This window comes from Streptomyces sp. NPDC005784, assembly GCF_042871525.1.
GTDB lineage: Bacteria > Actinomycetota > Actinomycetes > Streptomycetales > Streptomycetaceae > Streptomyces.
The window spans coordinates 85,579-102,482 of the sequence record NZ_JBIAIQ010000006.1 but is presented as its reverse complement, the minus strand read 5'-3'; the positions used below and the strand labels follow the sequence as shown (position 1 = coordinate 102,482).

Annotated in this window: 12 protein-coding genes; 8 read left to right on the top strand and 4 right to left on the bottom strand. The window is 71.1% G+C overall.

The window, feature by feature from the left end; translation table 11 throughout:
• The first annotated feature begins 181 nt into the window (after positions 1-181).
• From ACFYR3_RS12960 to ACFYR3_RS12925, 8 genes are all read left to right on the top strand, one after another.
• Positions 182-1,375 (top strand): helix-turn-helix domain-containing protein, encoded by a 1,194-nt coding sequence (locus tag ACFYR3_RS12960; protein WP_355851171.1) that lies wholly within the window; start codon positions 182-184, stop codon positions 1,373-1,375.
• Positions 1,376-1,590: 215 nt separating this feature from the next.
• Positions 1,591-2,364 (top strand): IclR family transcriptional regulator, encoded by a 774-nt coding sequence (locus ACFYR3_RS12955; RefSeq protein WP_355851169.1) that lies wholly within the window; start codon positions 1,591-1,593, stop codon positions 2,362-2,364.
• Entirely contained in the window at positions 2,361-3,446 is a 1,086-nt protein-coding gene (locus ACFYR3_RS12950) for an SMP-30/gluconolactonase/LRE family protein (RefSeq protein WP_389282802.1), read from the top strand. Before ACFYR3_RS12955 ends, ACFYR3_RS12950 begins: the two co-directional genes overlap by 4 nt.
• Positions 3,447-3,621: 175 nt before the next feature.
• On the top strand, positions 3,622-4,980 hold the full coding sequence (locus ACFYR3_RS12945) for an extracellular solute-binding protein (protein ID WP_355851163.1): 1,359 nt from the start codon (positions 3,622-3,624) through the stop codon (positions 4,978-4,980).
• Positions 4,977-5,918, top strand: coding sequence for a sugar ABC transporter permease (locus ACFYR3_RS12940; protein ID WP_355851160.1), 942 nt, complete (start codon positions 4,977-4,979; stop codon positions 5,916-5,918). The genes ACFYR3_RS12945 and ACFYR3_RS12940 overlap by 4 nt, the downstream gene beginning before the upstream one ends.
• Positions 5,915-6,793 carry a carbohydrate ABC transporter permease gene (locus ACFYR3_RS12935; protein WP_389282801.1) on the top strand — a complete coding sequence of 293 codons (879 nt, stop codon included), beginning with the start codon at positions 5,915-5,917 and terminating at the stop codon, positions 6,791-6,793. Before ACFYR3_RS12940 ends, ACFYR3_RS12935 begins: the two co-directional genes overlap by 4 nt.
• Positions 6,794-6,811: 18 nt before the next feature.
• Positions 6,812-7,780, top strand: coding sequence for an arabinan endo-1,5-alpha-L-arabinosidase (locus ACFYR3_RS12930; protein WP_355851154.1), 969 nt, complete (start codon positions 6,812-6,814; stop codon positions 7,778-7,780).
• A gap of 107 nt (positions 7,781-7,887) precedes the next feature.
• Positions 7,888-9,390 carry an alpha-N-arabinofuranosidase gene (locus ACFYR3_RS12925; RefSeq protein ID WP_355851151.1) on the top strand — a complete coding sequence of 501 codons (1,503 nt, stop codon included), beginning with the start codon at positions 7,888-7,890 and terminating at the stop codon, positions 9,388-9,390.
• Here the strand turns inward: ACFYR3_RS12925 and ACFYR3_RS12920 are convergent.
• The 4 genes from ACFYR3_RS12920 to ACFYR3_RS12905 form a co-directional block, all read right to left on the bottom strand.
• Entirely contained in the window at positions 9,387-12,380 is a 2,994-nt protein-coding gene (locus ACFYR3_RS12920; RefSeq protein ID WP_389282798.1) for a beta-galactosidase, read from the bottom strand. The two genes, ACFYR3_RS12925 and ACFYR3_RS12920, sit on opposite strands and share 4 nt — an antisense overlap.
• A 276-nt stretch (positions 12,381-12,656) precedes the next feature.
• Positions 12,657-13,394: an intradiol ring-cleavage dioxygenase gene (locus ACFYR3_RS12915; protein WP_389282797.1), complete on the bottom strand. Its 738-nt coding sequence runs from the start codon at positions 13,392-13,394 to the stop codon at positions 12,657-12,659.
• A 420-nt stretch (positions 13,395-13,814) separates the two neighbouring features.
• Positions 13,815-15,506, bottom strand: coding sequence for an aminotransferase class I/II-fold pyridoxal phosphate-dependent enzyme (locus ACFYR3_RS12910; RefSeq protein WP_389282795.1), 1,692 nt, complete (start codon positions 15,504-15,506; stop codon positions 13,815-13,817).
• A gap of 229 nt (positions 15,507-15,735) precedes the next feature.
• Entirely contained in the window at positions 15,736-16,881 is a 1,146-nt protein-coding gene (locus ACFYR3_RS12905; protein ID WP_355851140.1) for an aldose epimerase family protein, read from the bottom strand.
• Positions 16,882-16,904 lie beyond the last annotated feature (23 nt).

Genomic DNA, 16,904 nt, shown 5'->3' with positions numbered 1-16,904 from the left:
CTCCGACGAAGGGGAGTCCGGGCGAGGCCGCCCCTCCGGCGCGGGCCGTGGCGGTCCGCCCGGCACGGGCCGCCTTCGCCCTCCCGGCGCCGGACGCGACACCCCGGATCCGGACCAGGACCCGGACCGAAGCGCACCGGGCCGCCCGGGAACCGCTCCCGCGCGCTCGGCCTGGCACGATGTGCCCCGCCTCCAGGTACGACAGTTCGCGACGATCGCCATGGCCGAGGCGCCGGTCCTCGCCGAGGAGATCCTGCGCGAGATCCGCCGCGAGTACCCGCAGTTGCCCCTCGTCCTCGACGACTCCGGCGAGCCCATGGCCCTGGTCGGCATCCGCCGCGCCATCGAGGTCTTCGTCCAGCACCTGGAGACGGCGGAGGGCCGCCCCCGCGTCCACCCCGAGGTCTTCCAGGAATTCGGCCGGGGCGAGGGCATGCACGGCCGCACCCTCGACGCGCTCCAGGCGATCTACCGCCTGGGGGTCAGACTCGCCTGGCGCCGGTTCGCGGAGATCGGGCAGCGGGTCGACATCCCGCCCCCGGCGATGTACGAGCTCGTCGACGCGGGATACGAGTACCTGGACGGCCTCGTCGACCAGTCCGTACGCGGCTACGCCGAGGCCGCCGCCAGGCAGGCCGGGGAGCGGCTGCGTCTCCAGCGCCGCCTGATGGAGCTGCTGCTCTCCGAGCACCACTCCCGGGGCGACACCGAGGGGCTCGTCGAACGGGCTGCCCGGATCGGCTGGCCGCTGCCCGACCGGCTGGCCGTCGGAGTACTGCTGCGCCCGGCCCGGGAAGCCGTCGCGCCCGCCGTCGGACCGGGCGTGCTGCTCGACATGGAGTACGAGCGGCCGCGCATGGTCGTGCCCGAGCCGGCCGCCGCGGGCCGCCCCGAGCTGCTGCACAGGGCGCTGACCGGGTGGGCCGGGGCGATCGGGCCGCCGGTGCCGCTGGCCGACGCCGCGAAGTCGCTGCGCTGGGCCGAGGCCGCCGTACGCCTCATGGAGCGGCGGCTGCTTCCCGCCGGTGAGGTCCTGTACTGCACCGAGCACACCGAGGCCCTGGTGCTGCTCCAGCCCGAGGAGCTGATCGACGATCTCGCCCTGCGCTGCCTGGAACCGCTCGCCCACTGCGGGCCCACGCACGGCCGGCGGCTCGCGGCGACGTTGCTGGCCTGGCTGGAGACACGGGGAGGCGCGCCCGAGGTCGCGGCCCGTCTCGGTGTCCACCCGCAGACCGTCCGTTACCGCCTCCGGCAGATCAGGGAACTGTGGGGCGACGAGATCGACGACCCCGACCGGCGGTTCGAGCTGGAACTGGTGCTCCGCGCACAACGCCTCCGCGGCGAACTCGGAGACCCCCGTCCTCGCCGCTGACCCGGCCGCCGCCCCCGCCCGTCCGGCCGTCGCGCCGGGTGCGAGGATCCATCGCGGGGGTCGCCGTGGGGTCTGTCGTGGGGTCCGCCACGGGCACCGCCGAGCAGGGGGCGCCCCCAAACCATTGCCCGCCCGAGGGCACTATGACTAGCCTGGCCTCTGTTCGTCATCCCGATCGTCTGTTGAAATTTCGAACAAAAGAGAGGGGGCCGGTTGTGGGACGCCTCGTACCTGCCGTGACCCGGGCTCTGGACATACTGGAGCTCTTTCTCGACGGGGACGGGACTCTCTCCGCCCCCGACATCGTGCGCAGACTCCAGCTGCCGCGCACGACCGTGCACGAACTGGTGACCACGCTCGCCGCCCGCTCGTACATCGTGCAGGTGCCCGGTCAGCCGGGACGGTACCGGCTCGGCGTACGCCCGTACCAGCTCGGCAGCCGCTACGCCGAGCAGCTCGACCTCGCGGCCGAGGGCCAGCAGGTCGCCCGCTCCGTCGCCGAGACCTGCGACGAGACCGTACACGTGGCGATCCTCGAAGGCACCGACGTCATCTACATCGCGAAGGTCGACTCCACGCACGCCGTCCGCATGGTCTCGGCGGCCGGCCGCCGCCTTCCCGCGCACTGCACCTCCGTCGGCAAGATGCTGCTCGCCTCCCTCACCGAGCCGGAGCTGACCTCACGCGTCCCCGACGACGCCGACCTCGTCGCGATGACGCCCAACAGCATCACCGAGCCGGGCGCCCTGCGTGAGGCCCTCGCCGAGATCCGCAGCCGCGGGATCGCCGTCGAGAGCCGTGAGTCCAATCCGGACGTCAGCTGTGTGGCAGCCCCGGTGCGCGACCGTGCGGGGCAGGTCGTCGCGGCGCTCTCGATCTCCGTACCGATGATCCGCTGGAGCGACGAACGCCGCGTCGAGCTGGAGCAGCTCGCGGCGAAGGGCGCCGCCGAACTGTCCGAGCGGCTCGGCCACCGGAACGTGCGATGACCGCCGTCGAGGTCGCCGCCGTCGAGGTCGCGGTCCCCGCGCACGCGGCGCTCGGCGAGGGCCCGACCTGGGACACCCGGGCGCGCCGGCTCATCTGGGTCGACGTCCTCGGCTCCCGGATCCACACCTACGACCCCGCCTCCGGCCGCCGCACGGTGATGACCACCGAGCAGCACGTGGGTGCCGCCAAGCCTCGGGCGGGCGGCGGCCTGGTCGTCAACCTCCGCGACGGCGTGGGCCTTTACGGGCCGGCGGACTCAGGAGGGTCCACCACCGGTGCCACCGGTGCCACCGGTGCCACCGGTGTCGCGGGAGCCCACGGTGTCGCGGGAGCCGCGGGAGCCGCGGGAGCCGCGGGAGCCGCGGGAGCCGCGGGAGCCGCGGGAGCCGCGGGAGCCCACGGACCCGCCGGACCCGCCGGACCCGCCGGACCCGCCGGACCCGCCGGTGGCACCGGTGCCACCGGTGCCAAGGCTTCCGCCGGTGCGTTCCGCTGGCTGCACCGGGAGCCCGTCCCCGGCCGGCGTGCCAATGACGCGGCCGTCGCTCCCGACGGCTCACTCTGGGCCGGCACCATGCGCTACGACGAGGCACCCGGCGGGGGCACGCTGTCGCGGATCGCCCCCGACGGCACGGTCCGCCCGATCCTCGACGACGTGACCGTCAGCAACGGCACGGGCTGGAGCCCCGACGGGCGCCATGTCTACTACGTCGACTCGCCGACCCGCCGCATCGACGTCTTCGACATCGGCGACGATCAACTCCCGTTCGGCAGGCGCCCGTTCGCGACCGTGGAGGACGGATTCCCCGACGGTCTGACGGTGGACGCCGACGGCTGCGTCTGGGTGGCCCTCTGGGACGGCGGAGCGGTCCGCCGCTACACGCCGGACGGCACGCTGGACCGGGTCCTCGAACTGCCGGTCCGCCGCCCCACCGCCTGCGCGTTCGGCGGCGCCGACCTCACCGACCTGTACATCACCACCGCCCGCACGGGCCTGACCGCACCGCACCCGATGTCCGGCTCCCTGCTCGTCGTCCCCGGCGCGGGCAAGGGCCTGCCGCAGCCGGAGTTCGCCGGATAACCGACACACCCGAAGCCCCGTCGCGAGTCCCCGCCCAGGTGCCGGTCACCGGGCGGGGACTCGCGTTTTTGCGCCACTGATTTTGCGCAAACCATTGACGAGTAAGCGCTTCCTATCTACGGTCCCGTTCGAAGTTGCGATCACCTGACGAAATTTCGAACAGTGGGAGCACGGTATGGGACGACCTGGCCTGAACCGCAGGCAACTCCTCTCCGCGGTGGGCGGGCTGACGGTCGCGGGCAGTCTCGGCTTCGCCGCGCTCGGCACCGGCGCGGACGCGCTCGCCTCCGGCGCGAGCACCCGGGTCCGTTACTGGAATCTCTTCACGGGAGGCGACGGGGCCAACATGGTCGCGATGGTGGACGCCTTCCGTAAGGAACATCCCGGCATCGCGGTCAAGGATTCCACCCTCACCTGGGGCGACCCGTACTACACGAAGCTCGCGATGGCCGCCGCGGGCAACCGCGCGCCGGACCTCAGCGTCATGCACCAGGGCCGCGTGCCCGGCTTTGCGCCCGGCCGGCTCCTGGACCCCTGGGACATGGACCTGCTCACCAAGTACGGCGTCCGGGAAGCCGACTTCAACCCCGTGCTCTGGAAGCGCGGCATCGTCGACGGCAAGCTCTACGCCCTGCCCCTCGACATCCATGTCCAGCTGAGCTTCTACCGGACGGACGTCTGCCGAAAGGCCGGCCTGCTCGACGCGGACGGCAAGCTGCCGACCGCGACCTCCACCGACGACTGGTTCGCCATCCTCAAGGAGGCCAAGAAGCAGCTGAAGGACGGACAGCAGACCCTCGGCCTGCACGCCTTCGACCAGAACTTCTCCTGGTGGTTCTTCGTCGCCTTCTACCAGCAGCTCGGCGGCGGCTACTTCGACGACGACCGCACCGACGTCACCTTCGACACCGACAAGGCCACCCAGGTCCTGGAGTTCCTGCACCAGCACGTCGCCGACGGCTACACGATCGTCGGCCAGACCGACGCCGAGGCGTTCCTCGCCGGATCGCCGTTCGTGTGGGAGGGGAACTGGTCGGTTCCGTACTTCAGTGGCGAGAAGGTCGGTTACGGGGCCCAGCCGCTGCCCCCGGTCTTCGGCACCCCGGCCACCCACGCCGAGTCGCACTCCTTCGTCCTGCCGCACCAGGCCGACCGCGGCGGCCCCGCCAACGAGGGCGCGCACCTGCTGGCCGCCTACATGGTCAAGCACGCCACCGCCTGGGCGGGCGGCGGCCATGTCCCCGCCTATCTGCCGACCTTCCAGGACCCGGCCTACCTCAAGCTGATCCCGCAGAACGAGTACTCCCGTCCGGCCATGGAACACCCGGCCACCGAACCACGCATCTGGTTCGCCGGCTCCACCGGCACCCTCGCCAAGCGGATCGGCCCGGTCGTCGCCTCCTCCAACGTCGGCTCCGCGAAACCGGCCGCCGCCGCCCGCCGGATGAAATCCGTCCTGGAGGAACTGCTCGCCATGCGGAACCCGATGGACGGCCGCACCGCCGCCCAGGAGCTGAAGGGAACCGCGGCGTGACCACCACCCTCGCCCCCGCCACCGGCCTGCGGCCCCGCGCGGCCACCGCGACCGAATCCGCCCGCGTGCGCTGGGGCCGCCGGTTCCAGCACGGCGGCTGGTTCGTCGCCCCGTTCTTCGTGCTGTACGGGCTGTTCGTCGTCGTCCCGGTCGTGCGCGGCCTCTACCTCAGCCTCACCGACGCCAACATTTCCGGCGACCACACCCGCTTCATCGGCCTCGACAACTACCGCGAGGCGTTCCGGGACCGCCTGGTGTGGAACTCGCTGTGGCACAGCGTCCAGTTCACCCTCTACGTCGTGCCCTGCATCGTCGTCGTGGCCCTCCTCATGGCACTGATCGCCCACCACATCACCCACCTGAAGTGGCTGTGGCGGCTGTGCTTCTTCGCGCCGTTCCTGCTCCCGTCGGCCGTGGTCGGCAACCTGTGGTGGTGGCTGTTCCAGCCCACCAACGGCATGGTCAACCACGTCCTGGGCATCGACACCCCCTGGCTCACCCAGAAGTCCACCGCCATGATCGCGGTCGTCGTCGCGACCCTGTGGTGGACGGTCGGCTTCTCCTTCCTGCTCTACCTGGCCGCGCTCCAGAACATCCCGCACCACCTGTACGAGGCGGCCGAACTCGACGGCGCCAACGCCTTCCAGCGGATGCTGCACATCACCGTGCCGAACCTGCGCAACATCACCGGCCTGGTGTTCGCCCTCCAGGTCCTCGCCTCGCTCCAGGTCTTCGACCAGGCGGTCGTCATGTACCAGTTCGGCCCGGGGCCCGAGGAATCGACCCGCACCTTCGTGCAGTACACCCTCGAACAGGGCTTCACCAGCTACCGCGTGGGCTACGCCTCCGCGATCTCCTTCATCCTGTTCCTCATCATCGCGGCCGTCGCCCTCGGGCGGATGTGGCTGCTGCGGCTCCGCGAGGAGGACGCCCGATGACCACCGCCGACCCGACCACCACCGCCCCGACTCCCGTACCGCGCAAGGCCCGCAGCACCTGGACGCCGGGACAGATCGCGCTGACGGCGGTCGCCGCCGCGCTGTCCCTCGTGTGGCTGGCCCCGCTCGGCTGGGCACTGTCCACCTCGCTGAAGTCCCCGACCGAGTCGGTGACCTCCCCGCACTGGATCCCCGACCACCTCACGGTGGCGTCCTGGAAGAGCGTCCTCGAAGCAGGCAACATCCCCAACTGGTTCGTGAACTCCCTGGTGGTGTCGGTCTGCGTCACCTTCGTCGTGCTGCTCGTCGCGTCCCTCGCCGGATACGGCTTCGCCCGCACCGAGTTCCGCGGCAAGTCCGCCCTGATGGCCCTGACGATGGCGGGCCTGATGTTCTCCCCGGCCATCCTCGGCGTCCCCCTCTTCGCGACCGTGCAGTCGCTCGGCATGGTCGACACCTACTGGGGCATGATCCTGCCGCAGTGCGCCCCGGCGGCCATGGTCTACATCCTCTACAAGTTCTTCCAGTCGCTGCCCCGCGAGCTGGAGGAGGCCGCGTTCATCGACGGCGCGGGCCGCTGGCGGATCTTCTTCACCATCGTCCTCCCGCTCTCCAAGCCGTCCCTGTCGGCGGTCGGGATCTTCACCTTCATCGCCTCGTGGAACAACTTCCTGTGGCCGTACATGGTGACCAACAACCCCGACCTGATGACCATGCCGAACGGCATCGCCACCGTGCAGAACTCCTTCGGCATCATCTGGCCGCAGCTCATGGCGGGCGGCCTGATCGCGGGCCTCCCGCTGATCGTCGTGTTCGTCTTCTTCCAGAGCCAGATCGTGCGGGGTGTCGCCCACACCGGTCTGGCCGGCCAGTGACCGGACGAGGAGCCCCAGTTGACCGCGTACCGACTCGCCGCGCTGCTCGCCGCGGCCGTCGTCGCCCTGCTGCCGACCACCGCACAGGCCGACGTCGGCTACCCCGACCCGCAGCCGATCACCGGACAACAGATCATCCATGACCCGACCGTCATCCACCTCAAGTCCGGCGGATACGTGGCCTATTCGACCGGCGGAGTGATCGGCGCCCGCCTCTCCCGGGACCGGGTCCAGTGGGACGATGCGGGCAACGCCTTCGCCACGCCGCCGAGTTGGTGGTACGAGTACAACTCCACCGGCGACCCCTGGGCCCCGGACATCTCCTACCGCGCCGGCCGCTACTGGCTGTACTACGCGGTCTCGTCCTGGGGCACCAACCACTCCGCGATCGGCGTCGCCACCTCCCCGAGCGGGCTGCCCGGCACCTGGACCGACCACGGCAAGGTCTTCACCTCGGACACCACCGACACCTGGAACGCCATCGACCCGGCGGTGACCGGCGCCGACGGCAGGCTCTGGATGACGTTCGGCTCGTACTGGACGGGCATCCGCATGGTCGAACTGGACCCGGGGACAGGCAAGGCCGAGGCCGCCGCCCCCGTCCACCACCTCGCGACCCGCCCGGACGCCCCGTACGCCGTCGAGGGCCCGTACGTGGTCCAACACGGCCGCTACTACTACCTGTTCGCCTCGTACGACGCGTGCTGCGCGGGCGTGAACTCCACGTACAAGATCAGGGTGGGCCGGTCGACGTCGGTGACCGGCCCGTACACGGACAGCACGGGCACACCGATGCTCGACGGCGGCGGCGACCTCCTGCTGGCCGGCCACGGCCGCTACATCGGCCCCGGCGGAGAGTCCGTCTTCCGGGACGGCGGCCAGGACTGGCTCGCCTACCACTACTACGACGCGGACGACAACGGCACACCCAAGCTGGGCCTGAACAGGCTGAGCTGGACGAAGACCGGCTGGCCCGTCGTCGGCTAGGGCGGTGCGGGGCCGCGTCGGTACGCGGCTCCGCGGCGTGGCCGCGACGGACCGCACAGCCCATGAAACACAGGTACTCCCCTCAAGGCGCCCCCCGAAAGGACCCCATGCGCACCGCCCGCTTCGCCCTCGACCCCGCCTTCACCATCGGCGAGGTCAACCCCCGTCTCTTCGGATCCTTCGTCGAGCACCTCGGCCGCTGCGTCTACACCGGCATCTTCGAACCCGGCCACCCCGCCGCGGATCCCGAAGGCCTGCGCACGGACGTGCTGGAGCTGGTCCGCGAGCTCGGTGTCACGGCAGTCCGCTACCCCGGCGGCAACTTCGTCTCCGGCTACAACTGGGAGGACTCGGTGGGCCCCGCCGAGGAGCGGCCCCGCCGCCTCGACCTCGCCTGGCGCTCCACCGAGTCCAACCGCTTCGGTCTCAGCGAGTACATCGACTTCCTGAAGAAGATCGGCCCGCAGGCCGAGCCGATGATGGCCGTCAACCTCGGCACGCGCGGGGTCGCCGAGGCACTGGAGCTCCAGGAGTACGCCAACCACCCTTCCGGAACGGCCCGTTCCGACCTGCGGATCGCGCACGGCGACAAGGACCCGTTCCGCATCGGGCTCTGGTGCCTCGGCAACGAGATGGACGGCCCCTGGCAGACCGGCCACAAGACCGCCGAGGAGTACGGCCGGCTCGCCGCCGAGACCGCCCGCGCGATGCGGCAGATCGAGCCGGACCTCGAACTCGTCGCGTGCGGATCCTCGGGGCAGGGGATGCCGACCTTCGCCGAGTGGGAGTCGACGGTCCTCGCCGAGACGTACGACCTCGTCGACCACATCTCCCTGCACGCCTACTACGAGGAGACCGACGGCGACCGGGACTCCTTCCTCGCCTCCGCCGTCGACACCGAGTCGTTCATCGAGAACGTGGTGGCCACCTGCGACCACGTGGGCGCCCGCCTGAAGTCCGCGAAGAGGATCAACCTCTCCTTCGACGAGTGGAACGTCTGGTACCAGAGCCGGCCCAACCCGCACCCGGTCGAGGACTGGCAGGAGGCCCCGCGCCTGCTGGAGGACGCCTACTCCGTCACGGACGCGGTCGTGTTCGGCTCGTTGCTCATCGCGCTGCTGCGGCACGCGGACCGGGTGGCCGTCGCCTGTCTCGCCCAGCTCGTCAACGTCATCGCGCCGATCATGACCGAACCGGGCGGCCCGGCCTGGCGTCAGACGACCTTCTACCCCTTCGCGCAGGCGTCGGCGCACGGGCGCGGGCAGGTCCTCGACGTCCGGGTGGACTCGCCGACGTACCCGACCCGCAAGTACGGCGAGGCCGACCTGCTGCACGCCACCGCGGTGCGCGCCGAGGACGGCTCGGTCACCGTCTTCGCCGTCAACCGCAGCCAGGCCGAGTCGCTGCCGCTCGAAGTCGCCCTGAACCGGATGGGGTTGACGACGGTCGTCGAGCACAGAGCACTCGCCGACGCCGACCCGGACGCCACCAACACCCTGCACGACCAGGAGCGGGTCACCCCGCACCCCGTCGAGGGGACCACGCTCCGGGAAGGCACGCTGAGCGCCGTACTGGAGCCGCTGTCCTGGAACGTGATCCGGCTGGCCTAGGACCTGTCCTGGGCGGTGCTGGGGCCGGGGGAGTCCACCGGGGTCACCGGTACTCCTCCGGCCGCGCTCCCCAGCAGCGTCAGTTCCACCCGGCCGGGGCCGGCGGGTGTGGTCCCGTCGGACAGCACCGCGAGGGCCAGTGTGTTGCGCCCCCGTGTGCGCAGCACCCCGTTGGGCAGGACGAACGTGTGCTGGGGCCCTACGTCGTTGATGTACTGGCCCATGTTCCAGCCGTTCAGGAAGATCTGGACACGATAGGCGCGGGCCGGATCGTCGGTGAGGGTGAGCCCGATCGAGGCGTCCACTCCGGCGTCCACGGCGAGCCGGAAGCCGGTGCGGTACCAGGTGACGCCCTGCCGTCGTTCGGCGCGCGGGAACCCGACGGCCTTCCAGCCGCCGTCCGCGAACCCCGGCAGATGCCAGCCGTGCCGCTCCCCGTGCAGACCTCCGGTGTTCAGCGGTCCGCGCACCGGATCGGGGGCCGCCGCGCCCTGGACGCGCCAGCGGATCGCGGGAGCGGCCCCGGCGAAGGCGACGGCCGTCAGACCCCGGGCCGCCTTGTGCGCGTCGTTAGCCTTCCCGTCCTCGTCGTGCTGCATCCGCCGGACCAGGACGGACAGCACATGGGAGTGCCCGTCCCGCGGCCGGACCGGAAAGGTGGCGGTGGCCGCCCAGGTCCCCTGCCGAACGGTCTTCTTGTCCGGCACCGGCATCCGGTGCGTGCCCAGCGCCTCACCGTCCAGCCAGGCCATCAACAGCCCCTGTGCGCCGGCGACATAGGAGAGGGACACGGACTCCGCGTCGCCCGCGTCCGCGAAGTGCCCGCGGTACCAGACGTCGCCGTAGTGGAAGCCGTAGTCGTCGGCGAACAGCACGGGCTGCCCGGCGGGGACGGGAGTGATGCTGTACGAGGACGTCCTGTCGGTGACCCGCCACGCCGTGTCGTCGTAGTCGGCGGCCGATTCGGGATTCTCCCCGGCCCGGCGCCAGTCGGTCAGGGCGGGCAGCCGCACCTGGTCCACGCCGGCCAGCGGCCGCTCGGCCCGCAGGCTGCCGGAGGCGGTGGCGAGGGACTTCAACGTGCCGTGGTTCCAGACGAGTTCGCTCATCCACCGCGGCCCCCACACCTCCAGGTCCGCCGCCTCCACCGTGTCGCCGGTGAGGTGGACGGCCGTGCCGCGCAGGGCGGCCGTGCGCAGCAGCGCCGGGCCGCGCACCAGCACCGGACCCGACGGAGTGTCGTACCGCCACAGCACGCGGGAGCTCTCGTCGTCGGCGAACAGCAGGAGCAGGGGGGCGGCGACACCGCCGCCCTCCACCCGGACCCGGGTGATGCCGTCCAGCACGGCGTCGATCCGCAGCACGCCGTCCCCGTAGTTGTGCCCGGCCTCCCCGTCCAGCACGGTGACCGTCGGCTCGCTCGCGGACTCCAGGCAGGTGTGCGTCGACTCGCCCGCCCGGCCCGTGAACACCGCGATGTCCTGCCGTCCCGCGGTCAGCCACAGCATCGGCTGGGCGGTGGAGTAGCTCAACTTCCTTCGTCCCAGGGCGATACCGGCGGCGAGCAGCCGGGCGTCGAGGCCGGGCACCGGCACCGCGACGGTCGTGCCCGCGAGCGGGACGGAGGCGACGGCCTCGGCGGACGAGTCGTTGCGCAGGACGTGGAAGTGAGCCTTCGTGTCCGGGTTGACGAGGTGGTACGCCTTGATGCCGGGACCGGCTCCCGGGTAGTCGCCCGGGACCGGATCGGCGGGGTCCAGCTTCGCCAAGTCGGGCACGGAGTGCAGCAGTTGGCCGATCTGGTGCATCGGGACGAGCTTCTCGGTCGGCTGACGTGCCTCGTCGAGGGCGGCCCCGTAGTCGTACGACGTGTAGACGATCGGCGCGGGCAGCCAGCCCCAGGACGTGCCGCCGAAGGTCATGTAGACGTTGTGGACCGTGATGCCGTTGGCGAGGTTGGTGAGGTAGAAGCGCCGCTCGTAGGCCGCGTCCCGGGTGCGGCGCGACTGGGCGTAACCCAGGCCGTCGAACTCCGCCCCGCCCCACGGGTCGAACCAGCCGCCTCCGAACTCGGGGATGAACCCCGGCGTGTCGGGACTCGCGGTCGAGCCGCCCTTCATGCCGCCGGGGCCGAAGTACCCCCAGTCCGGTGGTGTCTTGAAGGGGGAGGGGTAGCCGTCGAAACCGTAGAGGTAACGCCCGCTCTCGCCGCCCGTGTCGAAGGTGCCGGGGGCCCAACGGCCGTTCCTGCCCTTGTCGTTGTGGAAGAGCGGCACGTCGATGCCGTCCGCCCGCACCTTGGCGTACAGGTGCGCCATGTAGTCGCGGCCGGCGGGCTCGGTCACGTGGTCGTCGTACTCGTTCTCCAGTTGGTAGAGGACGATCGTGCCGCCGCCGTCGGTATGGAGGTGGCGGGCGGCGATGCGGTCGACGGCGGTCAGCCACTCGTCGACGTACTTCAGATAGGTCGGGTCGGAGGTGCGGGCCACCCCCGGGGTGGCGGTCAGCCAGCCGGGGAAGCCGCCCGCGTCGACCTCGGCGTTGATGTACGGACCGGGGCGCAGGATGACGTACAGCCCGGTCTCGGCGGCGGTCCGCAGGAACAGGTCGAGGTCGCGGACCCCGGTGAAGTCGTACTGCCCGGGGGCGGGGGAGTGGTAGTTCCACGCGACGTAGATGCTGATCGCGTTGTACCCGTGGGCGCGCAGTTTCTGCAGGACGTCCCGCCACAGGGACGGGCTCGGCAGCCGGAACGGGTGGACCTCTCCGGACCAGATCACCAGGCGCCTGCCGTCGATCAGCATCGAGTAGCGGTCGAAGCCGACCGTGTGCGCCCTGCCGTCGGCGGTGGGCGGTGCGGGCGCGGGCCCGGTGGGTGCGAGAGGCGTCCTTCCTGCCGCGCACGCTTCGCCGCCCCCACTGCCGCTCAGCGAGAGGCCGAGTGCGGCGGTGCCCGCGAGTGCGCTGAAGGTACGTCTGCTCAACACCATGCGGGTTCTCCCGGGGACGGCGACGGGGGTCCCCCGCTCGGTCCGATACCGAGAACCCGGGGGAGGTGCGGCCATTGTCCACAGGGGCAGATCATTTGATGGTCGTATGACGATCTCGGCGCGGGGGATTACGCGGTATGGGCGTGACCGGAGGGGCGCGGAACGCCGGAAACGGCGACCCGTCGTCTCATCCGTCACTTCCGTCCCATCCGTCGCGGCCGGGGGCGGCCCGCGAGGTCGCGGACCGCCCCCGGCCTCCGTGGGGGGAAAGGCGGGTCAGCTCGTCACGACGCCGAGCGTCAGGGTGCCGGTGTAGCCGGCGGAGGTGGTGCTGCCGAGGGCCGTCAGGGTCAGGAGGCCGGAGGGGGCGCCTCCGTCGTCGTAGACGGAGTCCTGGGCGAGGGTGGTGCGGGTGACCTTGTTGGTCGAGTACGGGGACACCTTGGCCATCGCCACGGTGATCGTCTCGTTGAAGAAGAGCTGGCCGGTGTGGAGTTCCTGGCCGCCGGTGAAGGAGCCGTCGGAGGTGAGGGTGACGCCGGTGTGCACCTTGACGTGGATGTGCACGCAGCGGCCCCGGTACCAGCCGGGGTAGATCGTGGTGAGGTTCGCGACGCCGGACGCGTTCGTCAGGACGCCGCCGCGCAGGAACGTGCCGTCGTCCGCCTCGCTGTGGCCGTTGTTGCCGACGAAGCCGGAGTACTCGCCGAGCGCGTCGCAGTGCCAGATCTCCACGAGCGCGTTGCTGATCGCCGCGCAGGTGGAGTCGTCGACGACGGTGAGCACCAGCTTGAGCGGGGCGCCCGCCTTGCCTTCGGTGACGTCGGCGCGGACGAGCTGTCCGTCGAGGTAGTAGGGGCCTTCGGTCATCTCCTTGGTGAGGGTGCAGACGGCCGCGGCGGCGGGGACCGCCGCGCCGACCGCCAGTGCCGCGGCCGTGGCGCCCGTGGCGATCAGTACGGTTCGGCGCCCGAGCGGGGCCTCTGACATGTCTTTCGAGGGGGAATCTGTCATGGACACGGCACCATAGGAGTGGATGCTGTCGGTAGGCTGTCAGTTCCGCAAAGTGACAGCACGTCAAGTTGCTTGTTGGACACCTTGCCCGGCCCCCGGCCCGGAGTGCGGTCCGCGCGGTCGACTTGGGGAGGGCCGCCCGGGGGCCGCCGCCGACGCGGAGGACGCGCCGGTCTCCGACCGCACAGGGGTGCGTCGGGAGGCGGGGACGGGTGAAAGGCGAAGGCGTCGGTGCCTCGGATCCGCGGGCACCGCGCCGTGGTGTCCGGCGCGGGTGTTCGCGGCACCGGGCACAAGGGTCCCTCCGGCGTCGGGCGGGCGTACTTCTGCCCTGCCCGACGCCGTCGGTCACGGGCGGTTCCCGGCGGCCGGCCCGGTGGCAGGCCGCGCGGAGGTCCGCCCGGCGATATGAGTGGCCTTCTAACCGGCCTGGTTGTACAGCATCGCGCCCACGGCTCCCCAGCCGGCGTCCGCCTGGGGCGGCGGTGGTTCGGGCTGTGTCCTGCCCCGGACCTGGGCCGCCGTCAGGCCGCCCTGAGCGCCCATGGAGGGGGCGCCCGCCATGCCGGGCATGCCCGTCTGGGCGGCCGGCTGGAGACCGGCCGACTGGGCCGGCCCGGGCATCGCCGCGGGCGGCATCTGGGCCGGCATCGCACCTGGGCCCTGGGCCGCGGCCGGCCAGCTGGTGGGCTGCGGAGTGGGGTAGCCCGGGGCCGCCATGGGCTGCTGCTGGGCCGGGTAGACCGGGGCCGCGACGGGCTGCTGGGCGGGGTAGGGCGATGCCGCGGCGGGCCGCGCCGGCGGACCGGGCGGCAGGCTGGGCTGCGGGGCGGCCGCCGCCACCGGCTGGGGCTGAGCGGGCTGTCCGGGCCAGGCGTTGGCCTGGGCGGCCAGCCCCTGCATGCCCGCTCCGTTGGTCGAGCCGACGAGACGGTCCACCATGGCCGTACCCGAGCTGTAGCCGGCACCGTTGCTCAGCTCGGGTGCGGCGGTTGCCTTCCTGGATCCGTAGAGCACCTGCTCCAGGCCGGCCACCAGGCGACGCACGTCCGTCTGGGGTCGTACCACGAGTCTCAGGAAGCGGCTGGACGAACCGACCTTGTTGCCGCACTCGCGGACCAGGATGCGGTGCTCGGTGAGCAGCCGGTCCCGGACCACGGTGCCTTCGGCGCCGACGGGGAGGCGTACGAACAGGAAGTTGCCCTGCGAGGGGTAGATCGTCAGACCGGGCAGCGCGGAGAGCTGGCGGGCCATGTCGAGCCGGTCGCGGCGGACCATGTGCAGGCTCTCCATGTATTCGGCGCCGTGGTTCTTGAGCATGAACACCACGGTCTCCGCGAAGGAGTTGAGGTTCCACTTCGGCAGCATCGAGCGGACCTTGCCGGCCAGCGAGGGGTTGGCGACCATGTAGCCGAAGCGGATGCCGTGCAGGCCGAAGTTCTTGCCGAGGCTGCGCAGCACGATGACGTTGGGCCGCATGACCGCGTCCTCGACCACGCTGGGCTCGGACTCGGCGTCGGCGAACTCCAGGAACGACTCGTCGATGATGACCAGGTCCAGATCGGCCATCGCGTCCATGAACTGGATGACCGACTGGCGCGGCAGGAAGCCGCCGTCGGGGTTGTTCGGGTTGCAGATGACGGCGACCCTGGTGCCGCGGGCGCGGATGAACTTGGCGTACGCGGCGAGGTCGAGCGCGAAGCCGGTGGACTCCTGGAGCGGGAACATGTCGACCCGCTTGCCGGTCTCCATGGGCTGGTCGGTCCAGCGGCCGAACGTGGGGACGGGTATGGCGAGGGACTCACGGACCAGCAAGTGATCGATCCATGTGATGAGTTCGGTCGAACCGTTGCCCATCGCGACGCACTGCGGCGGAAGTTGGAGCAGCGAGCACAGCTCACTGGTGATCGTGTCGGCACTGCTCGGGTAGTAGGTGATGATCTCGCGCAACCGGCTCGCGAGTTCGTCGAACATCGCGGGCGTGGGGAAGTACGGGTTGCAGGGAATACAGAAATCCACCGGGCCGGCTCCGTCGCCCTCCCGCGTCAGTGCGGCCATCGACGGGCTGTGCGCCGCGGTGCCGCGAAAGAGCGAGGTGACATTGCCGGCCATGGAACCTCCGTATAGGGCGAGCCCGCTGGGGAGGACGGGCCCTCCGTCTTTGGGTGGCCCGCGCGGGGGAGCACGGGCCGCCCTTCCATACGGATACGGATGTGGCGCTGTTCAATCACTGCGCAATCGTGCGGATGTTGTGAACCGGCTGTGAGGACCGGTCACGCAACGAGCACATGTACGTGTGGGGTTCGGTCACGCGCCGAACGCGTGCACCGGTGAGGTCCGGTCAGGCACCGAACGAGTGAACCGTGGAGGTCCGGTAGGTCTGCCCCGGTCGCAGCACCGTCGACGGGAACGACGGGTGGTTCGGGGAGTCCGGGAAGTGCTGGGTCTCCAGGCACAGGGCGTCGCCCTGGCGGTAGATGTGGCCGCCGGTGCCGACCAGGGTGCCGTCCAGGAAGTTGCCCGAGTAGAACTGCAGGCCGGGCTCGGTCGTCGCGATGCTCAGGGTGCGGCCGGAGGACGGGTCGCGGAGCGTCGCGACATGCCGGGGCCTCGCCGTGCTGCCCTTGTCGAGAACCCAGTTGTGGTCGATGCCCTTGCCGTACAGGAGCTGCTGGTGGGCCACCCGGATGTCCCTGCCGACGGTCTTCGTCCGGCGGAAGTCGAAGGGGGTGCCGGCGACCGCGGCCAGTTCGCCGGTGGGGATCAGGCCCGAGTCGACGGGGGTGAAGCGGGCGGCCGCGATCTCCAGCTCGTGGTCGTAGATCGAGCCGCTGCCCTCACCGGCGAGGTTCCAGTACACATGGCTGGTGAGGTTGACGACGGTGGCCTTGTCGGTGGTGGCCTCGTAGTCGATGCGCCAGTCGCCGTGCCCGGTCAGGGTGTAGGTGACCTTCGCCCTGAGCGTGCCGGGGTAGCCCATCTCGCCGTCGATGCTGGTGTAGTGCAGGACGAGTCCGACGTCGGAGCCCGAGGTGAAGCCCTCCACGTCCCAGACGTGCTTGTCGAATCCCTTGGCGCCGCCGTGCAGGCTGTTGACGCCGTCGTTGACGGAGAGCTGGTAGCCCTTGCCGTCCAGGGTGAACTGCCCCTTGCCGATGCGGTTGCCGTACCGGCCGATCAGCGCGCCGAAGTACGGGCTGCTGGCCACGTAGTCGTCGATGTTGTCGAAGCCCAGCGCGACGTTCCGGTACCTGCCGTGCCGGTCGGGGATCTCCAGGGACTGGACGATTCCGCCGTACGACAGGACCTTGAGCCGCGTCCCGCCGTTCTCCAGCGACCACCGGTGGACCTTCGTCCCGTCGGCGAGCTTGCCGAAGAGCTCCTTCTCGGGCTTCCTGCCGCCCGAGGCGTGCGCCGTGCCGATGGTGGCCGCGGTTAATCCCGCTGCCGCCGCGCCTGCGATGACCGTGCGTCTGCTCATGTCCACTGCGGCTCCTGCAAATGGAGGGG